This is a genomic window from Ancrocorticia populi (assembly GCF_003123745.1).
In the GTDB taxonomy this organism is placed as follows: Bacteria; Actinomycetota; Actinomycetes; order Actinomycetales; family Actinomycetaceae; genus Ancrocorticia; species Ancrocorticia populi.
The window spans coordinates 83,011-99,535 of sequence record NZ_QETB01000002.1 but is presented as its reverse complement, the minus strand read 5'-3'; the positions used below and the strand labels follow the sequence as shown (position 1 = coordinate 99,535).

The window sequence follows — 16,525 nt, the reverse complement described above, 5'->3', positions numbered from 1 at the left end:
GAGGCTATTCATCTAAGGGCATGACATGGCGCTGGCCACACCGCCGTATTAGTGTGATCCCATGACTATTATCGCTGTGAACTACGAATACGATGCCACAAAGCTCGCCGAACTAGCCGAACACCGTCCTGCTCACAGGGCATTCCTCGGCTCACTCAATGAGGAAGGGACGCTGCTAGCTTCAGGCCCACTCGCATCCAACAGTGCGCTCATCGTGCTGAACGTCGAAGATCGCGAGGCCGCCCTCTCGCTCTTAGAAAGCGACCCCCTGTACAAGGAGGGAATCATCGAGACCCGCGTGGCTCGTATCTGGAACCCCACCCTCGGGCCGTGGAGTAAGTAACCTCCCGCACGCTAGTCGTTACTTTCGGGGCCCTCATTCTTTTTTCTCCTTTTTGTCCCGGCCATCGAGGCAAAGACCGTCACCAAAATCGTTCCAATGATGACAATGAGGGAGACCGTGATGTTTGGCTCAGGGATCGCGGTAAGAATGTCGTAACCGTGGAATGCGTGCAGCATTAGCTTGACAGCAATGAAGCCGAGGATGAATGCCAGCCCGTAGTGCAGATAGAGGAGCTTGTCCAGAAGGCCGTCAATGAGGAAGAACAGCTGACGCAATCCCAGCAGTGCAAAAGCGTTCGCGGAGAATACGATGAACGGTTCCTTCGTCAGGCCGTACACGGCGGGGATCGAATCGAGTGCAAACATAAGATCGATTGAGCCGATCGCGATGATGCACAGCAGAAGAGGCGTTATCCAAGTCTTGTTTTCGCGCCGCACAAGCAGTTTCTGGCCAACGTAGCCATCCGTCACGTGAAAGTGGTTCATCGCGAAGCGGGTAATGCCGTTGGGTTCGAACTCTTCTTGCTCGAGGGCGCCCGGCTCCTGAACTCCCTCGGTCACCTGCTTGATGGCGGTGTATAGAAGGAAGAAGCCGAAGACGAAGAAGACCCACACGAATCGCTCGATGATGGCGGCTCCAACAAGGATGAACACCAAGCGCATCACCAGTGCCATCACAATGCCGTAGAGCAGGACCTTCTGCTGATACTTTCGCGGTACTCTGAACGAGGCAATGATAATGATAAAGACGAAAATATTGTCGAGAGACAACGCCTTCTCAGTCAGCCATCCAGCGTAGTACTCTCCCGCGAAGGTGCCGCCGTGACGTACGTAGAGCACTCCCCCGTAGAGCAGCGCCAAACCAATGTAGAAGAGAGACCATAGGCCGGCCTCTTTAAGAGTTGGTTCGTGTGCCTTACGTACATGCCCGAACAAATCGAACATGATCAGAGCCACGATGATGATTGCAAGCGCTCCCCATTCCCATGGGTGAACAACCATCTGTCCCGCGCTCGAGACATTCATAGGGATATTCACAAAGTACCTCCGGGTCGAAATTGGATCCGAAGGTCTCTTCCCACCATTGCTGGCCTCGGCCCGGACGTAACGCCGTGATGACGAACCGATGTTGTACGGGAATACTCCCCTTCAGCGCTAAAGTCTAGGGCAAGGGAAGCTTCCCCGCAGCCTTACGGTGCCGTAATACTCCTCATAGATCACTTCTGGGCCTGCTGGGAATGCCACAGCTCGCTCTTCAGCCCCTTGATTTCATCGCGGTATCTTGCCGCTAACTCGAACTGGAGCTGTTCCGCTGCCGTGTGCATTTGCTCCGTAAGGTCCTCGATCAGACTCGCCAGATCCCGTGCACCTTCCTCACGCGCTTCCGTTCGGATATCGGGCGCATGGCCCTTAGCATGCTCCGGTTCGCTCCGATAGCCGCCCTGAAGCAGCTCTTGGGTATCTATATCCTCTCGCGCAAGCATGTCCGTCACATCGGCGATCTTCTTCCGGAGCGGTTGAGGATCAATCCCCTGTTCCTTGTTATATGCGATCTGCTTGGCGCGGCGGCGGTTGGTTTCATCGATCGCGTCTCGCATATTGGGGGTGATCGTGTCCGCGTACATATGCACCTGGCCAGACACGTTGCGGGCCGCGCGGCCAATCGTCTGGATGAGCGAAGTTGTAGACCGTAGGAATCCCTGCTTATCAGCGTCAAGGATCGCCACCAGGGAAACCTCGGGTAGATCCAGCCCCTCGCGCAGGAGGTTAATGCCCACGAGCACATCAAACTTGCCGAGGCGCAGCTCCCGCAAAAGTTCCACGCGGCGCAGGGTATCCACATCCGAATGCAGATACTCCACGCGAACCTCCCGATCTGCCAAATAATCGGTCAGATCCTCCGCCATCTTCTTCGTCAGCGTGGTGACCAATACCCGCTCGCCGCGTTTGGCTCGGATCCACACCTGCTCCAACAGGTCATCAATCTGCCCCTCTGTGGGCTTAACGACGATCTCCGGATCCACGAGGCCAGTGGGACGGATAATCTGCTCCACGTAGCCATCAGATTGCTCCATCTCATACTTTCCGGGGGTGGCGGAAAGGTAAACGGTCTGCCCGATCCTCTCCAGGAACTCGTCCCATTTCAGGGGACGGTTATCCATAGCCGATGGCAGCCGGAAACCGTATTCCACCAGTGTGCGCTTGCGAGACATATCGCCCTCATACATCGCGCCGATCTGTGGAACGGTCACATGAGATTCGTCAAGTATTAAGACGAAATCGTCCGGGAAGTAGTCAAGCAACGTGTTTGGGGCGGTTCCTGGTCCGCGTCCGTCAATGTGGCGCGAATAATTCTCGATGCCCGCGCAGCTTCCGATGTTGCGCATCATTTCCACGTCGTAGGTGGTCCTCATTTCCAAGCGTTGGGCCTCTAGCAGCTTGTTCTGGCGCCGCAACTCTTCAAGCCGTTCGGCTAGTTCCGCCTCGATCGATTCGATGGCGCGTGCCATGCGCTCCGGTCCCGCGACGTAGTGCGAAGCCGGGAAAACGTGGGCAGTCTCCGCCGAACGGATAACGTTCCCTGTTAGTGGATGGAGCAAGGTGATTGAATCGATCTCATCACCGAAAAACTCTATCCGAATCGCAAGCTCCTCATACACGGGGATGATCTCCACCGTGTCCCCACGCACCCGGAACGTCCCACGGGTGAAAGCAATATCGTTACGGGTGTACTGCATCGCCACGAACCTGCGTAGTAGCTCATCGCGATCGAGGGACTGGCCCACCTGAAGCTGAACCATACGGTCCACATACTCCTGCGGAGTACCCAAACCATAGATACATGACACCGAGGCCACCACGACGGTGTCCCGGCGGGTCAGCAGATTATTCGTTGCAGAGTGACGTAGGCGCTCTACCTCATCGTTGATAGAGGAGTCCTTCTCAATGAACGTGTCCGTTTGAGGCACATAGGCCTCGGGCTGATAGTAATCGTAATAGGACACGAAATACTCAACCGCGTTGTTGGGCAGAAGATCCCGGAACTCCGCAGCCATCTGAGCAGCGAGAGTCTTATTGGGCTCGATGATCAGTGTTGGGCGCTGAATCTGTTCGATCAACCACGCGGCCGTTGCTGACTTTCCGGTACCAGTGGCACCCAGTAGGACGATGTCCTTCTCGCCAGCGTTGATGCGCTCAGCCAACTCAGCGATGGCCTGTGGTTGATCACCTGCCGGGGTGTAATCGGAGATCACCTCAAAGGGTGCAACGGAACGTGTCAGTTCGGTAACGGGACGCATAGCCTCAACGCTACCGCGAAGTGGGCCAGAGGGCATTACGCCTGCCGCGCAATGAAGTGCTCACGCCGGATCCCGAGAACCAAAATAGGCGTATGGCAGATAACAATCCGAGCTGGCGCGCCGAGGGCGTTGACGGCGACAAGCAGCAGGAAGGGCGACGCCGCCCATCGTGGAAGCGACTCATCGCGATCTTCCTCATTGCCTGGGTGGCAAGCTATTTCCTGTTTTCGTGGATCCAGCAAGCGGTCAATCCCGTTGTTGAATTGCCCTACAACGAGTATTACTCGCAGGTCCAGAATGACAACGTCGAGACCCTGGCCTCGAAGGGTGACACCCTCGAGGGAGAGCTCCGTCAAGCCATCACCTATGAGGGAGTGAAGTCTGCCCAGTTCGTGACCGAGCGGCCTACTTGGGCCGAGGACGCAATGGCGGAGACGCTATCGGCGAATGATGTGACGATCACGGCGGTTTCGCCCGTCACCAAGACCAACCCCATCGTGACACTCATCTTCTCTCTGCTCCCGATCGCCCTCCTTGTCGGGCTGTGGTACTGGTTCTTCCAGAGACAGATGAAGGGCGGGGCCGGAGGCTCACTCTTCGGCGGCAAGAGCCACGAACCGATCGATCCTGAGAAGAACCGCGTCAATTTCGAAGACGTGGCCGGTATCGATGAGGTCGAGGATCAGCTCCGCGAGGTCGTGGATATGCTGAAGAACCCGGATCGCTACACGCGATTGGGTGCAAAGATCCCACGCGGCATTCTGCTTGAGGGCGGTCCTGGAACGGGCAAGACGCTGCTTGCCCGGGCTACCGCTGGGGAGGCCAGCGTACCCTTCTTCAGTGTCTCGGCTGCCGAAATTGGCGGCATCCTCGCGGGCAAGGGCGCTTCCGATATTCGTAGCCTGTTCGAAGCCGCCCGCAAGGTAGCACCAGCGATCGTCTTCATCGATGAGATTGATGCGATCGGACGTTCCCGCGCCTCTGCCCAAAGCATCGGATCCAATGAGGATCGCGAGCAAACACTGAATCAGATCCTCACGGAGATGGACGGCTTCTCTGCCTCGGAAGGCATCATTGTTCTGGCCGCCACCAACCTCGCTGAGGTGTTGGATACCGCGCTAACAAGGGCCGGGCGTTTCGACCGAACCATTACGGTTTCGGCGCCAGACCAGAAAGGCCGCGAGGACATCCTCAGGGTGCACACGCGCGAACGACCCATCGATCCAAGCGTCTCGCTTGCCTCCATCGCCAAGAGCACGCCAGGGCTCACTGGCGCAGACCTAGCTAATTTGGTGAACGAGGCGTCCCTGTTGGCCGCCCGGCGAGGGAACAAGACAATCCAACTCAGTGATTTCACGGACGCTCTAGAGACGATCCAATTGGGTGTTGAACGTTCCGTCATGATGGATCCAGAGGAGCTTAAGCGCACCGCATGGCACGAAGCCGGTCACGCCCTGCTTGGCATGATCCAGCCAGGCGCCGATCCAGTTCGAAAGATCTCGATTATCCCCCGTGGGCGCGCCCTCGGCGTCACACTCTCAACGCCGGAGGCAGATAAGTACGGGTATGACAAGGCGTATCTGCGCGGCCGCATTATCGGCGCACTGGGCGGCATGGCCGCCGAAGAGGTGGTGTTTGGGGTAGTCACTACTGGAGCCGAATCCGATCTTCAGGCCGCCACCAACATCGCGCGTCAGATGTTCGGGCGTTGGGGAATGTCCGAGACGATCGGACCGGTGCAGGTATACCCGACCGAGGGCGATCCGCGTTCCCAAGGCGTTTCAGATTCGCTCCTTTCTGCCGTTGATTCTGAGGTCCGTGCTCTGCTCGCTGATTGCTATGAGGACGCCAAGCAGCTCTTGCGCGAGCATTCCGAACAGCACAAGGCCCTCGTCGATGCACTCATGGAGCACGAGACTCTAGACGAAGAAGATGCCTACCGGATCGCGGGGATTGAGCACAATACGGCGGCTGAGCGTCACGTCGTGGCCGGAACCATTCCACCCAGTCCGCGGATGACCGATCAAGATGGCGATCAAGATCCCGGTTCTCGGGAGGCTGGCACAACGAACGGTGAGGAGACCGGCGCAACCTCAGACCCAGACGCGAGCACCGACCCGGAACCGCATCCAAATACTAGCGGCCCTACGACAGAGTGAGCTGATAGGCAGGATCAGCAAGTTCGAAGCAGCCCTCCCCCGGCACAAATCCTGCCGCGGAGAGGGCTCTTCCATCGGTTGGTTGGGAGGCGGTGAGGTTCCCGGACCCTTCGTTCTTGGCCTGGATGCCATAATATTTCAACCGTGCCACGCAACGCTGCACTTCGGCCGGCTCGGGATGCCGATCTAAACCGTGGATACGCTTGTGAGCCGCGAGGTTCGCCGCGTACGGAGCAAGTCTCTCTTCCCACAGCTGGGAGATCTGGGTGGCCAGATCGCCAATCACACCGGAGTTGTCTAGCCATGCATCCGCAAGATCGGCCAACTCCGCTTGAGGCCGCTGATTGTTCATGCGAGCCAACGCCTCATCACGAGTCAGCCCTCGCCCCTCTAGCCTCTCCAGCCGAACGTCCATATCTGCGCCGATCACCACGTTGAGGTGGGAGCTGAACTTGCGAGGGCTATTCGCCAGAATTGCGATCTCAATTACGGCCACTTCCGCGTCACCACTTGCGTCCCACCCCTCGAGGATGCGTTCAGCGGCTTGCCAGGTGCGAGGGTGGGTGATGGCGTTGAGTTGAGCCAAAGCCTTCGGATCACCAAACACGATCTTCGCCAGAGCCGCCCGATCCACAAGGCCATCACGCACCACTGAGGGCCAAATCTGGCTCACCTCCCAAGTTGCGGAAGTGCCCGGATCCAGGATGGTCCGGGCAACTTCATCAAGCACAAGTACTTGTGCTCCGCGCTGTTTCAGTAGGCTCGCAGCGGTAGATTTTCCAACTCCAATGCCTCCGGTCAGCGAGATAAGCAACATGCAGATTAGCCTACTGGAGTTCCTCCGGAATCCACCACAGGCCGTCGTTGTTCTCCTCCATGTAATCCTTAAGTTCGTCGGAGTGATAGGCGGCCGCAATATCCTGCGCCCACTGTGCATCCTGATTCTCTTCTTTTACAACCAACTGCAACACGAGGTTATCCACGATATCCTCCGTGGCAAGCGCAGTGGAGGGATCGATTTTCGCGTTGTACACGATCGAACCGGTGATCACGATGTAATCGAAATCCTGCGAGACAGCGGGGATGGAGAGTGACTTCATCTCCGTGAATTCAATGTTGTGCGGGTTCTCGGTGACGTTTGATTCATCGATGGCGGCAAAGTCTCCGGAATCGTCAACTTCGATCCAGCCCACCTTCTCCAAAAGAAGATATGCTCTGGCACGGTTGGAGGCATCGTTGGGTACGGCCACCGTTGCACCGTCCGGGATGTCTTCCAAGCTGTTGTAGTTGTCCGAATAGATACCCGCGGGGACTGTGGGGATCGGGCTGATAGCCACGAGATCGCCCGAGTTATTGTTGTTGAAGTCTTCCATGTACGCGGTGTGTTGTTCCACGTTGAAATCAACATCGCCGTCGTTCAAGGCGATATCCGCATTGAGTAGATCCGAGAAGTCCACACCGTTGACCGTATAGCCCTTCTCTTCAAGGATGGGGACGATGGCCTCCTCAAAGAGCTCCGAGTATGGTCCCTGCGAGCGGGAGAACGTGAGCGTCTTCTTTTCGCCTCCCGAAGCGTCATCTCCCCCTGACGAATCAGAGCCGGGCGCAGAGCATGCAGAGACGGTAAGAACTAAAGCTCCAGCTAGTGCAATAAGTTGTCTTTTCATTGGTCTTCTCCTTAATGGGGTTCGCGCAAGCGGCGGGCAAAGCCGTTGCCGAGCGCTTGAAGTATTTGAACAAAGATGACGAGGATAACAACGGTGAACACCATGAGTGGTGTATTCATGGCCTCGCGCCCGTAGGTGAGCGCCAGATCGCCTACGCCGCCACCGCCGCCGTAGCCAGCCATAGCAGTTGCCCCGAGCAATCCGATCATCCCAGTGGTCATAGCTAGAACGATCGAGCTGTAGGTTTCGGGCAGAAGAAAATAGCGAATGATCTGGAGGTTCGTGGCCCCCATTGCTTGGGCAGCCTCAATCACTCCGGGCTTGACCTCCAGCAAGCTGGTCTCAACCAGCCGGGCAATATACGGGGTGATGTAGATAACTAACGGCACTAGCTGTGCCTGCGTCCCCACGGGAGTCCCCATAATCAGGCGAGTGAGCGGCATGATCGCAACCAACAGAATGATGAATGGGATCGAGCGGATGATATTTACCGTCACATTGAGGATCCCATACACAACGCGGTTCGCCATCAGCCCGCCACGCCGCGTCAGCACTAGGCCCAGCGCCGTGATGACCCCGAGGATACCGCCCACGATCATGCCCCAGCCAAGCATGTAGATGGTCTGGCTCCCGGCCAGAACGAGTTTTTCTACTGTGACGCCAAAGAGTTCGTTTTCCATCACACGCTCACCCTCTCGCGGCGTACGCCCTCGCTATCGATATACCGTTCAGCCGAATCGATAGCGGCTTGATCTCCGATCAACTGGACTAAGTAGAGGCAAAGAACCGTATCTTGTAGCTCTTCCACCTTGGCACCAAGAACATTGACCTCAAGATCAGGGATCTTTGCCAGCGTGGCAAGAACAGGCTTGCGCGCTGTCTCCCCCACGAAACGCATACGCTCAACGCAGTAGTGACGAGCATCGGTGTGGAGCTGACCGATCAGTGTTGCTGGAATCCGATCGTTAAGAACAGTCCGAACGAACTCCTGCGTGATCTGCTCGCGGGGAGAATCGAACACCTCCAAAACAGAGCCATGTTCCACGATCCGGCCCTCTTCCATGACGGCTACCTTGGTACAGATTCGCTGAATCACATGCATCTGGTGGGTGATCAGCAAGATCGTCACACCCATTTCCTCGTTGATCCTCTTCAGGAGCGCCAAAATTGATTCTGTGGTTTTGGGGTCAAGCGCACTGGTTGCCTCGTCACAGAGCAGGATTTTCGGCTCGGTGGCGAGTGATCGAGCGATGCCAACACGCTGCTTCTGACCGCCCGAGAGCTGGGAAACATATGTGTTTCGTTTGTCCTCCAGCTCCACGATTCGTAGCACTTCTTCAACACGCTCGCGGATGGCCGCCTTCGGGGTGCCAGCGAGAATCAATGGCATGGCTACGTTGTGAAAGACACTCTTACGTTCAAGTAGATTGAACTGTTGAAAAACCATGCCTATATTTCGGCGTACTACGCGTAGGGCCGCAGAAGGCAAATCCGTGAGGTCTTGGCCATCAACGCTTATCGTTCCAGAATCGGGCGTCTCTAGCTGATTGACTAAGCGCAAGAGGGTGGATTTCCCTGCGCCGGAAAACCCGATGATCCCGTATATTTCACCCGCTTCCACCTCAAGATCTACATCTTTGAGGGCCTCTACTGTGCCGGCTTTGCCGCGAAATGTCTTCGAGGCATTCTTGATGCTAATCACGGGCGGTGCCTTTCGTGAGCCACCAATATGCGTATTCGGCATATAGGCTCGCACCCAGCGGAAGCGCCGCCTCATCAATATCGAAGTTTCCGTTGTGATGCGAGTTTTGCGAGTTGGGAACCTCTGGATTACCGGTTCCTACGAACGCGTAGACGCCCGGGACGCGAGCCTGGAATTCGGCGAAGTTATCCCCTCCCAATGAGTAGGGGCGTTCTTTGACAATTACCACGTCGGATCCTATTTCGGCAGCCGCCAACGCCACCTCTTCGCTCACGTCACGGGGGTTGACCACGGCCGGTGTTACATGACGCCAGCTCACCTCAGCACTTGCCCCAAACGTGGCAGCAGTTGAGGTCACCAGCTGGTCGATCTTCGCGCGCAGCGCCAGCCGTGTGGCCTCATCCACCGTACGCGTGGTTCCTTCTAACATCGCTGTTTCCGCGAGGGCGTTATAAGTTGTTCCAGCATGGAAGGACCCGACTCCAATCACAACGGGCTCCACAGGATCAGTAGTCCGGGCAACAAGCGCTTGTATGGCCACAACGATTGAGCTCGCAATGTATAGTGCGTCCGCGCCCAGATGAGGACGCGAAACATGGGCTCCCGCCCCATGAACGTTGATCGTGAAGAGGTCTACCGCGGCGAAGTTAAGTCCCTCGCAGATGCCAAGTGTGCCCGAAGGTAGATCTGACGCCGCGTGTAAACCAAAGGTCCGCTCCACGCCCTCGAGCACGCCCGCGTCCACAAAATCGAGGGCACCGTAGCCATGCTCTTCGTCAGGCTGGAAGATGAGCTTCACAGTGCCACCAAAAGCCGAACGCGCCTCGGACAACGCCTTCGCCGCGCCGAGGAGGCTGACTATGTGTGAGTCGTGTCCACACGCGTGCATCACGCCGTCATTTTGGGAGCGGTAGGAAACACTGTTGATTTCCTGAACCGGAAGCCCATCAATGTCAGCTCGCAGTGCGATGGATCCGCCCCCGTGCCCACTACCCTCTATAGTTCCCAATACACCCGTGCTTCCCACCCGAACGTGAGCCACACCGAATTGATCAAGTTCCTTTTCTATGCGATCTGCGGTCCAAAACTCTTGGAGACCGATCTCCGGATGCTCATGAAACTCACGCCGAAGATCAGTCAGGTATTCCTGCTGGGTCCGTAGGCTCTCGCTCAGTTGTGTCATCTAGACCACCCCACCCCTATATTCCTACTATTCCACTAGGTTATTCTGCTGATAACTGGTAATCTACAGAATTGGCCAGTGACTCGACAGGCACGCCACATCGTGAACATCCGATGACGCACTGCCCAGTTTCATACCAAACTTGTAGGTAAGTTTGTGCAGAGAGGGAGAGGTCATGTACGAGCATCGCGATACACGCTGTATTCATGGCGATCTGGAACGTCCGGCGTTTGAAGCTACACGCGCCGTGAGCTTCCCGATATACCAGACGGCAACGTTTGGGCATATCGGCTTCGGGAAATCGAGCGGATTCGACTATACCCGCGAGACTAACCCGACTAGGGGAAAGCTCGAAGAAACCATGAGCTCCCTCGAAGGAGCAGTAGATACGTGTGCATTTTCCTCCGGCATGGCGGCTGTCTCTGCTTGCTTTGAGCTATTGAGCCCGGGGCAACACATCGTCTGCTCGGAGGATCTATATGGCGGAGTGATTCGCCTGTTTGACAAGGTGAGCATCAAGAACGGCCTGAGCGTGGACTACGTAGATACTGGTTCTCGCGATGCCATCGAGGCTGCCATAACTCAGGACACAGCGGCGCTATACATCGAAACGCCCTCCAATCCCATGATGAACGTGGCGGATCTACGCGCCTGTCACGAAATTGCTGAAGAACACGGCCTCCTCCTGATCGTGGATAACACGTTCCTTTCGCCCTACCTACAGAATCCGATCGAGTTAGGCGCGGATCTAGTGATCCACAGCGGCAGCAAGTTCATTGCGGGCCATAACGATACAATCTCAGGTTTCGTTTCTTCGGGTACGCCCGAACTTGCCGAGCGCATTCGGCTCATCCATAAGACAACTGGGGCGGCCCTCTCCCCCTTCGATTCGTGGCACGTGCTCCGCGGGATCAAGACTCTTGGCATCCGTATGGAGCGGCAGGAGTCCAACGCGCAAGAACTCGCGCGCTGGCTCAGCACCCAGCCAGGCGTCGCACAGGTATTTTACGTGGGGCTCGAAGACCACCCGGGCTACGCCGTTAATGCATCACAGGCTCGAGGAGCTGGGGCAATGATCTCTTTCCGTACTGATACAGTGGAGATTGCTCATCGTGTCCTAGAACGCGTCAAACTCATTACTTTCGCCGAAAGTCTAGGTGGCACCGAATCACTCATCACCTATCCGATGGTTCAAACCCATCCTGACGTCCCAGAAGCTGTCCGCGAGCACCTCGGCATCACAGACACGCTCCTCCGCCTATCCGTTGGCCTCGAGAACGTTGACGATCTCAAGTCAGATCTCTCTCAGGCACTCTCAAGTTAAAGGAAGTGAACACCGTGTTGGTTTCAACGAAGGGGCGTTATGCCCTTCGTGTCATGATCGATCTCGCAGAGAATCAGACATCGGGATATGTCCCTCTCAAGGAGATTGCACAACGCCAGGACGTTTCAGAAAAGTACCTCGAATCGATCTTGAAGACGTTGGTCAAGGCCGGTGTTTTAACAGGTCAGCGCGGAAAGGGCGGTGGCTACCAGCTCACTCGTGATCCCGCAGACTATACGGTAGCTACCATTCTTCATCTAACTGAGGGTAGTCTAGCCCCGATTGCCGGGCTCGATAGCCCCACCGTAAACCAGGACCGCGGAGCCACTCTTCAGATGTGGCACGAACTTGATGATCTGATCACAGACTTCTTTGAAAAGCGCACTATCGCTGACCTCGCGTCTAACGCCGCAGGCGGCGGCAACTATGTGATCTGATAAAGCCGCGGCGATCGTAGGAGAGATTTCACGCGAATCCAGGCATAAAAAAGATGGGGCCCAATTGGACCCCATCTTTTTGTGACAACCTTAGTTGTTCGTCAGCTTCTCGCGCAGTGCGGCGAGTGCCTCATCGGACGCCAGAGTGCCACCGGCCTCTGAATCGTTCGAGGAGTAGGACGCCGGTACCGGCTCGGCCGGGGCCGAAGCAGTGGACTGACCAGCGGCCGCATCCTGCTCAGCTGCCTTAGCAACCTGAGCCTTGTGGGCCTCCCAGCGCGCCTGAGCAGCTGCGTACTCATTCTCCCAAGCCTCACGCTGAGCGTCGTATCCGGGGAGCCACTCGTTGGTCTCAGGATCGAAGCCCTCGGGGTACTTGTAGTTACCCTGCTCATCGTACTCAGCAGCCATACCGTAGAGCGACGGATCGAAATCTTCGGAGTTCGGATCCACACCCTCGTTCGCCTGCTTCAGCGAGAGGGAAATCCGGCGGCGATCCAGATCGATATCGATAACCTTCACGAAGGCATCGTCACCAACCTTGACAACCTGCTCGGGCAGATCGATATGGCGCTGCGCCAACTCGGAGATGTGAACCAGGCCTTCGATACCGTCTTCCACACGCACGAAGGCGCCGAAGGGAACAAGCTTCGTGACCTTGCCGGGGACGATCTGGCCAATGGCGTGCGTACGTGCGAAGGTCTGCCACGGATCTTCCTGCGTAGCCTTGAGGGACAGGGAGACGCGCTCGCGATCCATATCCACATCGAGAACTTCCACGGTGACCTTCTGGCCAACTTCGACAACCTCTGACGGATGGTCGATGTGCTTCCAGGAAAGCTCGGAAACGTGAACTAGGCCGTCTACGCCACCAAGATCCACGAAGGCACCGAAGTTGACGATCGAGGAGATGACGCCTTCGCGCACCTGCCCCTTCTTAAGGTTAGTGAGGAACTCGCCGCGGGCCTGAGACTGGGTCTCTTCGAGCCACGCACGGCGGGAAAGAACTACGTTGTTGCGGTTCTTGTCCAGTTCGATGATCTTCGCATCGAGCTCGCGGCCAATGTAGGGCTGGAGATCGCGCACGCGGCGCATCTCAACGAGCGATGCGGGAAGGAAGCCGCGCAGACCGATGTCGAGGATCAAGCCACCCTTAACAACTTCGATAACGGAACCGGTGACAACGCCATCGGCTTCCTTAACGTTTTCGATCTGGGACCAAGCACGCTCGTACTGTGCGCGCTTCTTGGAGAGCAGGAGGCGGCCTTCTTTGTCTTCCTTCTGCAGGACGAGGGCCTCAATCTGATCGCCTACGTGGACGACGTCATCGGGATCTACATCATGCTTGATGGAGAGTTCCTTAGAGGGGATGACGCCCTCGGTCTTGTAGCCAATATCCAGAAGGACTTCGTCGTGGTCGACCTTGACTACAGTTCCTTCGACGATATCCCCGTCATTGAAGTACTTGATGGTCTGGTCAACAGCTGCGAGGATTTCGTCTTCGCCGCCGATGTCGTTAATTGCGACCTGTGGGATCGTCGAGGTAGTGGGCGTGTTATCGGTCATGAAGTTGGTGACTCCGTTACGGACTGAATTAGTAGTTGGACAGTTACAATGCAGAATGAAATCCTGCACCAATAGTTAACTCTACGTTAGGTGAGCATCTGCCGCAAACACATTGGCGCGAGAACTCGCCGAAAATTGGTGATCTTCAGCCCACTAGTGAGCTGCGGCGCGCCAGTTCTCCCCGTAACCAATTCCCACGGACAGTGGCACAGCTAGGTCCGCCGCCCCGCCCATATCGTGGCGCAATAGCAATTCAACCTTTTCGCGCTCGCCCTCAGCCACTTCCACCACAAGTTCGTCGTGAACCTGCAGCAGAACCCTAGACGCAAGTCCGGCTTCCTTCAGATCCCGCGCCACATCAACCATCGCAAGCTTGATGATGTCCGCGGCCGATCCCTGAATAGGAGCGTTCAGGGCCATTCGTTCGGCCCCTTCGCGCAGCTGCCGGTTGGTGGATGTAAGTTCGGGCAAGTAACGTCGGCGCCCGAGCATGGTTTCGGTATATCCCTGTTCACGCGCTCGGTCCACCAGATGGTTGAGGTAGTCCCGGACCTTCCCGAAGCGCGAGAAGTAATCGTCCATCAGCCGCTGGGCTTCGGACACTTCAATTCGTAGCTGCCTGGACAGGCCGAAGGCGGACAGCCCGTACACGAGCCCGTAGCTCATTGCCTTAATCCGTGAGCGCTGGGCGCCGCTCACCTCGTCTTCGGATATACCGAACACGCGCGAGGCAACATACGTGTGCAGATCAGCACCGTGGTTAAATGCGTCGATCAGCTCCTGATCACCGGACAGCGATGCCATGAGACGCATTTCGATCTGTGAGTAATCTGCAGTCATCAAACCCACAAATCCATTACCGGGGACAAATGCCTCGCGAATCTGCAAACCCTCTTCAGTACGAGCATGAATGTTCTGCAAGTTCGGATCCGTGGAGGATAGCCTCCCAGTAGCTGCAACTGCCTGTTGATAGGTGGTGTGAATACGCCCATCGGTCAGGACTGATCGCTGGAGTCCCTCAACAGACTGGCGCAATTTAATGGCGTCGCGGTGTTCCAACAGGGCACCAAGGAATGTTTGGCCAGCCAGCGCCTGATCGTCCTCTCGCTCAGCAATCCGCACGGCCAGATCTGCCAGGGCTTCGGCGTTCGTGGTGTACCCAGACTTCGTCTTCTTCGTCTTGGGTAGCCCAAGCTCATCAAAAAGGACCGTCTGAAGCTGCTTTGGACTAGAGAGGTTCACCTCGTGCCCAATTGCCTCATAGGCGGCCTCTGCGGCCGCCTCCACACGGGAGTGGAAATCTGTCCGAAGCTCCTCAAGGCGCGTATCACTCACCTTGATTCCTGTTTCTTCCATTCGCTGGAGCGTGCTAGAAACTTCCAGCTCCAGATCCAAAAGAGCCCCGTCTTCGCCCTGATCCTTAAGAGCTGATCGCAGTGCTTCGGCAAGCGGAACCACTACCGCGGCCGCGCTGGCCAAACCATCCGATCCGCCAAGCCCTGGAAGCATCTGTGTTTCCTCAGCAATGTCCACCCCTAGGTAGCGCAACGCGAGATCGTGCAAATCATAATCGCGCTGATCAGGGTGTAGCAGGTACGCGGCTAGGACGGTATCGGAAGTAACTCCGACCAACCGGAAATCACCAGCTCCGTGAAGTCCGTGCCAATACTCCTTAGCACCATGGCACACCTTGGACTGGGCGGGATCGGCAAGCCACGAAGCAAACGCATCCTCATCCTGTGGGCTCAGCGCCGACCGCACGGTAGAGAAGACATGTCCGCTTTGATCCGCAATCGCGATCGATTCAATCTCTCCGCGCCCTGGCGCAAAACTACCCGTTAGCGCCAAACCCCACACTGGCGATGCGTGACTGGCAAACCAACCTGAGAGATCCTCGCCGGTCACCTCCAAATCATCGAGGTTGAGGCCGTCTGTCTCCTCAACCTGACTTCCATCCCGGGCAGGTAGCTCCTGCAGCACCCGTGTACGCAGGCTCTTGAAGTCCAAGGCATCGAACAGCTCGTGCAGGCTCTCGCGGTCCACTCCCCGAAGTTTGAAAGCATCGAAATCTGCTCCGATGGGAAGATCGCGAACTAGACGGTTGAGCTCACGATTGAGCCTCACTTGTTCGGTGTGTTCGCGCAGCGAGCTACCGGCCCGCCCCTTGATATCCTCGGCGTGAGCAAGAATCGACTCTAGATCGCCGTATTCGTGAATCCACTTCGCCGCGGTTTTCGGGCCAACCCCGGGAACGCCAGGCAGGTTATCGGCACCCTCCCCCACGAGGGCGGCAAGATCCGGATACTCCGTAGGTGTCACTGAAGTCTTCTCTTCCACGCCCGCTGGGTCGAGCACCTGCATCTGGGAGCGCGGCATCGGGTAAAGCAGCGTGCAATCGTCGCTGACCAACTGATAGGCGTCTTTGTCCCCCGATGCTATATAGCTGTGCATCTGGAGCTCACCGGCGCGGGCGGACAGGGTAGCCACAATATCGTCCGCCTCGAAATCCTCAACTGACAGCCAGGTAATACCCAGAACATCCAGCGTCTCTTGGATCACACTGATCTGGCCCTTGAACTCCTCGGGCGTCTTCGCCCGTCCGCCTTTGTAATCCGGGAACTGCCTTGTGCGGAACGTGCCACCGGGCAGATCGAATGCAACGGCCACGTGGGTTGGACTATAGTCGGCCATCATCTTCAGCAACGTGTTTGTGAACCCGTACACGGCGTTGGTGTACTGGCCCTGCGATGTCAGGAAACTATCGGCCCGCAGCGCGTAGAAGGCCCGGAAAGCCATTGAGTTGCCATCGATTAGGAGGATTCGCTCATCAGTCACTCCCCTAGCCT

General features: G+C 56.8%; 13 protein-coding genes. 4 read left to right on the top strand and 9 right to left on the bottom strand.

The window, feature by feature from the left end; genetic code table 11:
* Positions 1 to 61 precede the first annotated feature (61 nt).
* Positions 62 to 343, top strand: coding sequence for a YciI family protein (locus DD236_RS05460; RefSeq protein WP_109093379.1), 282 nt, complete (start codon positions 62 to 64; stop codon positions 341 to 343).
* Between the two features lie 11 nt (positions 344 to 354).
* On the opposite strand, the gene DD236_RS05455 is transcribed toward DD236_RS05460, so the two are convergent.
* Together DD236_RS05455 and uvrB are read right to left on the bottom strand one after the other, a co-directional pair.
* Positions 355 to 1,368 carry a TerC family protein gene (locus DD236_RS05455; RefSeq protein WP_338078993.1) on the bottom strand — a complete coding sequence of 338 codons (1,014 nt, stop codon included), beginning with the start codon at positions 1,366 to 1,368 and terminating at the stop codon, positions 355 to 357.
* Between the two features lie 191 nt (positions 1,369 to 1,559).
* Positions 1,560 to 3,641 (bottom strand): excinuclease ABC subunit UvrB, encoded by a 2,082-nt coding sequence (gene uvrB / locus DD236_RS05450; RefSeq protein ID WP_109093390.1) that lies wholly within the window; start codon positions 3,639 to 3,641, stop codon positions 1,560 to 1,562.
* A 92-nt stretch (positions 3,642 to 3,733) separates the two neighbouring features.
* Between uvrB and ftsH the strand changes: the two genes are divergently transcribed.
* Complete coding sequence (gene ftsH, locus DD236_RS05445; protein ID WP_109093378.1) at positions 3,734 to 5,800, top strand: ATP-dependent zinc metalloprotease FtsH; 2,067 nt, start codon at positions 3,734 to 3,736, stop codon at positions 5,798 to 5,800.
* Here ftsH and coaE read toward each other — a convergent pair.
* Genes coaE through DD236_RS05420 form a run of 5 tightly spaced genes read right to left on the bottom strand, consistent with a single transcriptional unit; the run spans position 5,787 to position 10,352 of the window.
* On the bottom strand, positions 5,787 to 6,617 hold the full coding sequence (coaE, locus tag DD236_RS05440; RefSeq protein WP_165819833.1) for a dephospho-CoA kinase: 831 nt from the start codon (positions 6,615 to 6,617) through the stop codon (positions 5,787 to 5,789). The genes ftsH and coaE overlap by 14 nt on opposite strands.
* Before the next feature lie 10 nt (positions 6,618 to 6,627).
* The gene (locus tag DD236_RS05435; RefSeq protein ID WP_109093376.1) at positions 6,628 to 7,467 is read right to left on the bottom strand and encodes a MetQ/NlpA family ABC transporter substrate-binding protein; all 840 of its coding nucleotides are present in this window, start codon (positions 7,465 to 7,467) and stop codon (positions 6,628 to 6,630) included.
* A gap of 11 nt (positions 7,468 to 7,478) precedes the next feature.
* Positions 7,479 to 8,147 (bottom strand): methionine ABC transporter permease, encoded by a 669-nt coding sequence (locus tag DD236_RS05430; RefSeq protein ID WP_109093375.1) that lies wholly within the window; start codon positions 8,145 to 8,147, stop codon positions 7,479 to 7,481.
* Positions 8,147 to 9,169 (bottom strand): methionine ABC transporter ATP-binding protein, encoded by a 1,023-nt coding sequence (locus DD236_RS05425; RefSeq protein ID WP_109093374.1) that lies wholly within the window; start codon positions 9,167 to 9,169, stop codon positions 8,147 to 8,149. Before DD236_RS05425 ends, DD236_RS05430 begins: the two co-directional genes overlap by 1 nt.
* Positions 9,162 to 10,352 carry a M20 metallopeptidase family protein gene (locus DD236_RS05420; protein WP_109093373.1) on the bottom strand — a complete coding sequence of 397 codons (1,191 nt, stop codon included), beginning with the start codon at positions 10,350 to 10,352 and terminating at the stop codon, positions 9,162 to 9,164. The genes DD236_RS05425 and DD236_RS05420 overlap by 8 nt, the downstream gene beginning before the upstream one ends.
* 175 nt (positions 10,353 to 10,527) lie before the next feature.
* Between DD236_RS05420 and DD236_RS05415 the strand changes: the two genes are divergently transcribed.
* Positions 10,528 to 11,676 carry a trans-sulfuration enzyme family protein gene (locus DD236_RS05415; RefSeq protein ID WP_109093372.1) on the top strand — a complete coding sequence of 383 codons (1,149 nt, stop codon included), beginning with the start codon at positions 10,528 to 10,530 and terminating at the stop codon, positions 11,674 to 11,676.
* A gap of 5 nt (positions 11,677 to 11,681) precedes the next feature.
* Positions 11,682 to 12,113, top strand: a complete 432-nt coding sequence (locus tag DD236_RS05410) for an RrF2 family transcriptional regulator (RefSeq protein ID WP_341476530.1) — start codon at positions 11,682 to 11,684, stop codon at positions 12,111 to 12,113.
* 90 nt (positions 12,114 to 12,203) lie between these two features.
* Here DD236_RS05410 and rpsA read toward each other — a convergent pair whose 3' ends face one another.
* Positions 12,204 to 13,679: a 30S ribosomal protein S1 gene (rpsA, locus tag DD236_RS05405; protein WP_109093371.1), complete on the bottom strand. Its 1,476-nt coding sequence runs from the start codon at positions 13,677 to 13,679 to the stop codon at positions 12,204 to 12,206.
* Between the two features lie 153 nt (positions 13,680 to 13,832).
* Entirely contained in the window at positions 13,833 to 16,514 is a 2,682-nt protein-coding gene (gene polA, locus DD236_RS05400; protein WP_109093370.1) for a DNA polymerase I, read from the bottom strand.
* Between the last annotated feature and the right edge of the window lie 11 nt (positions 16,515 to 16,525).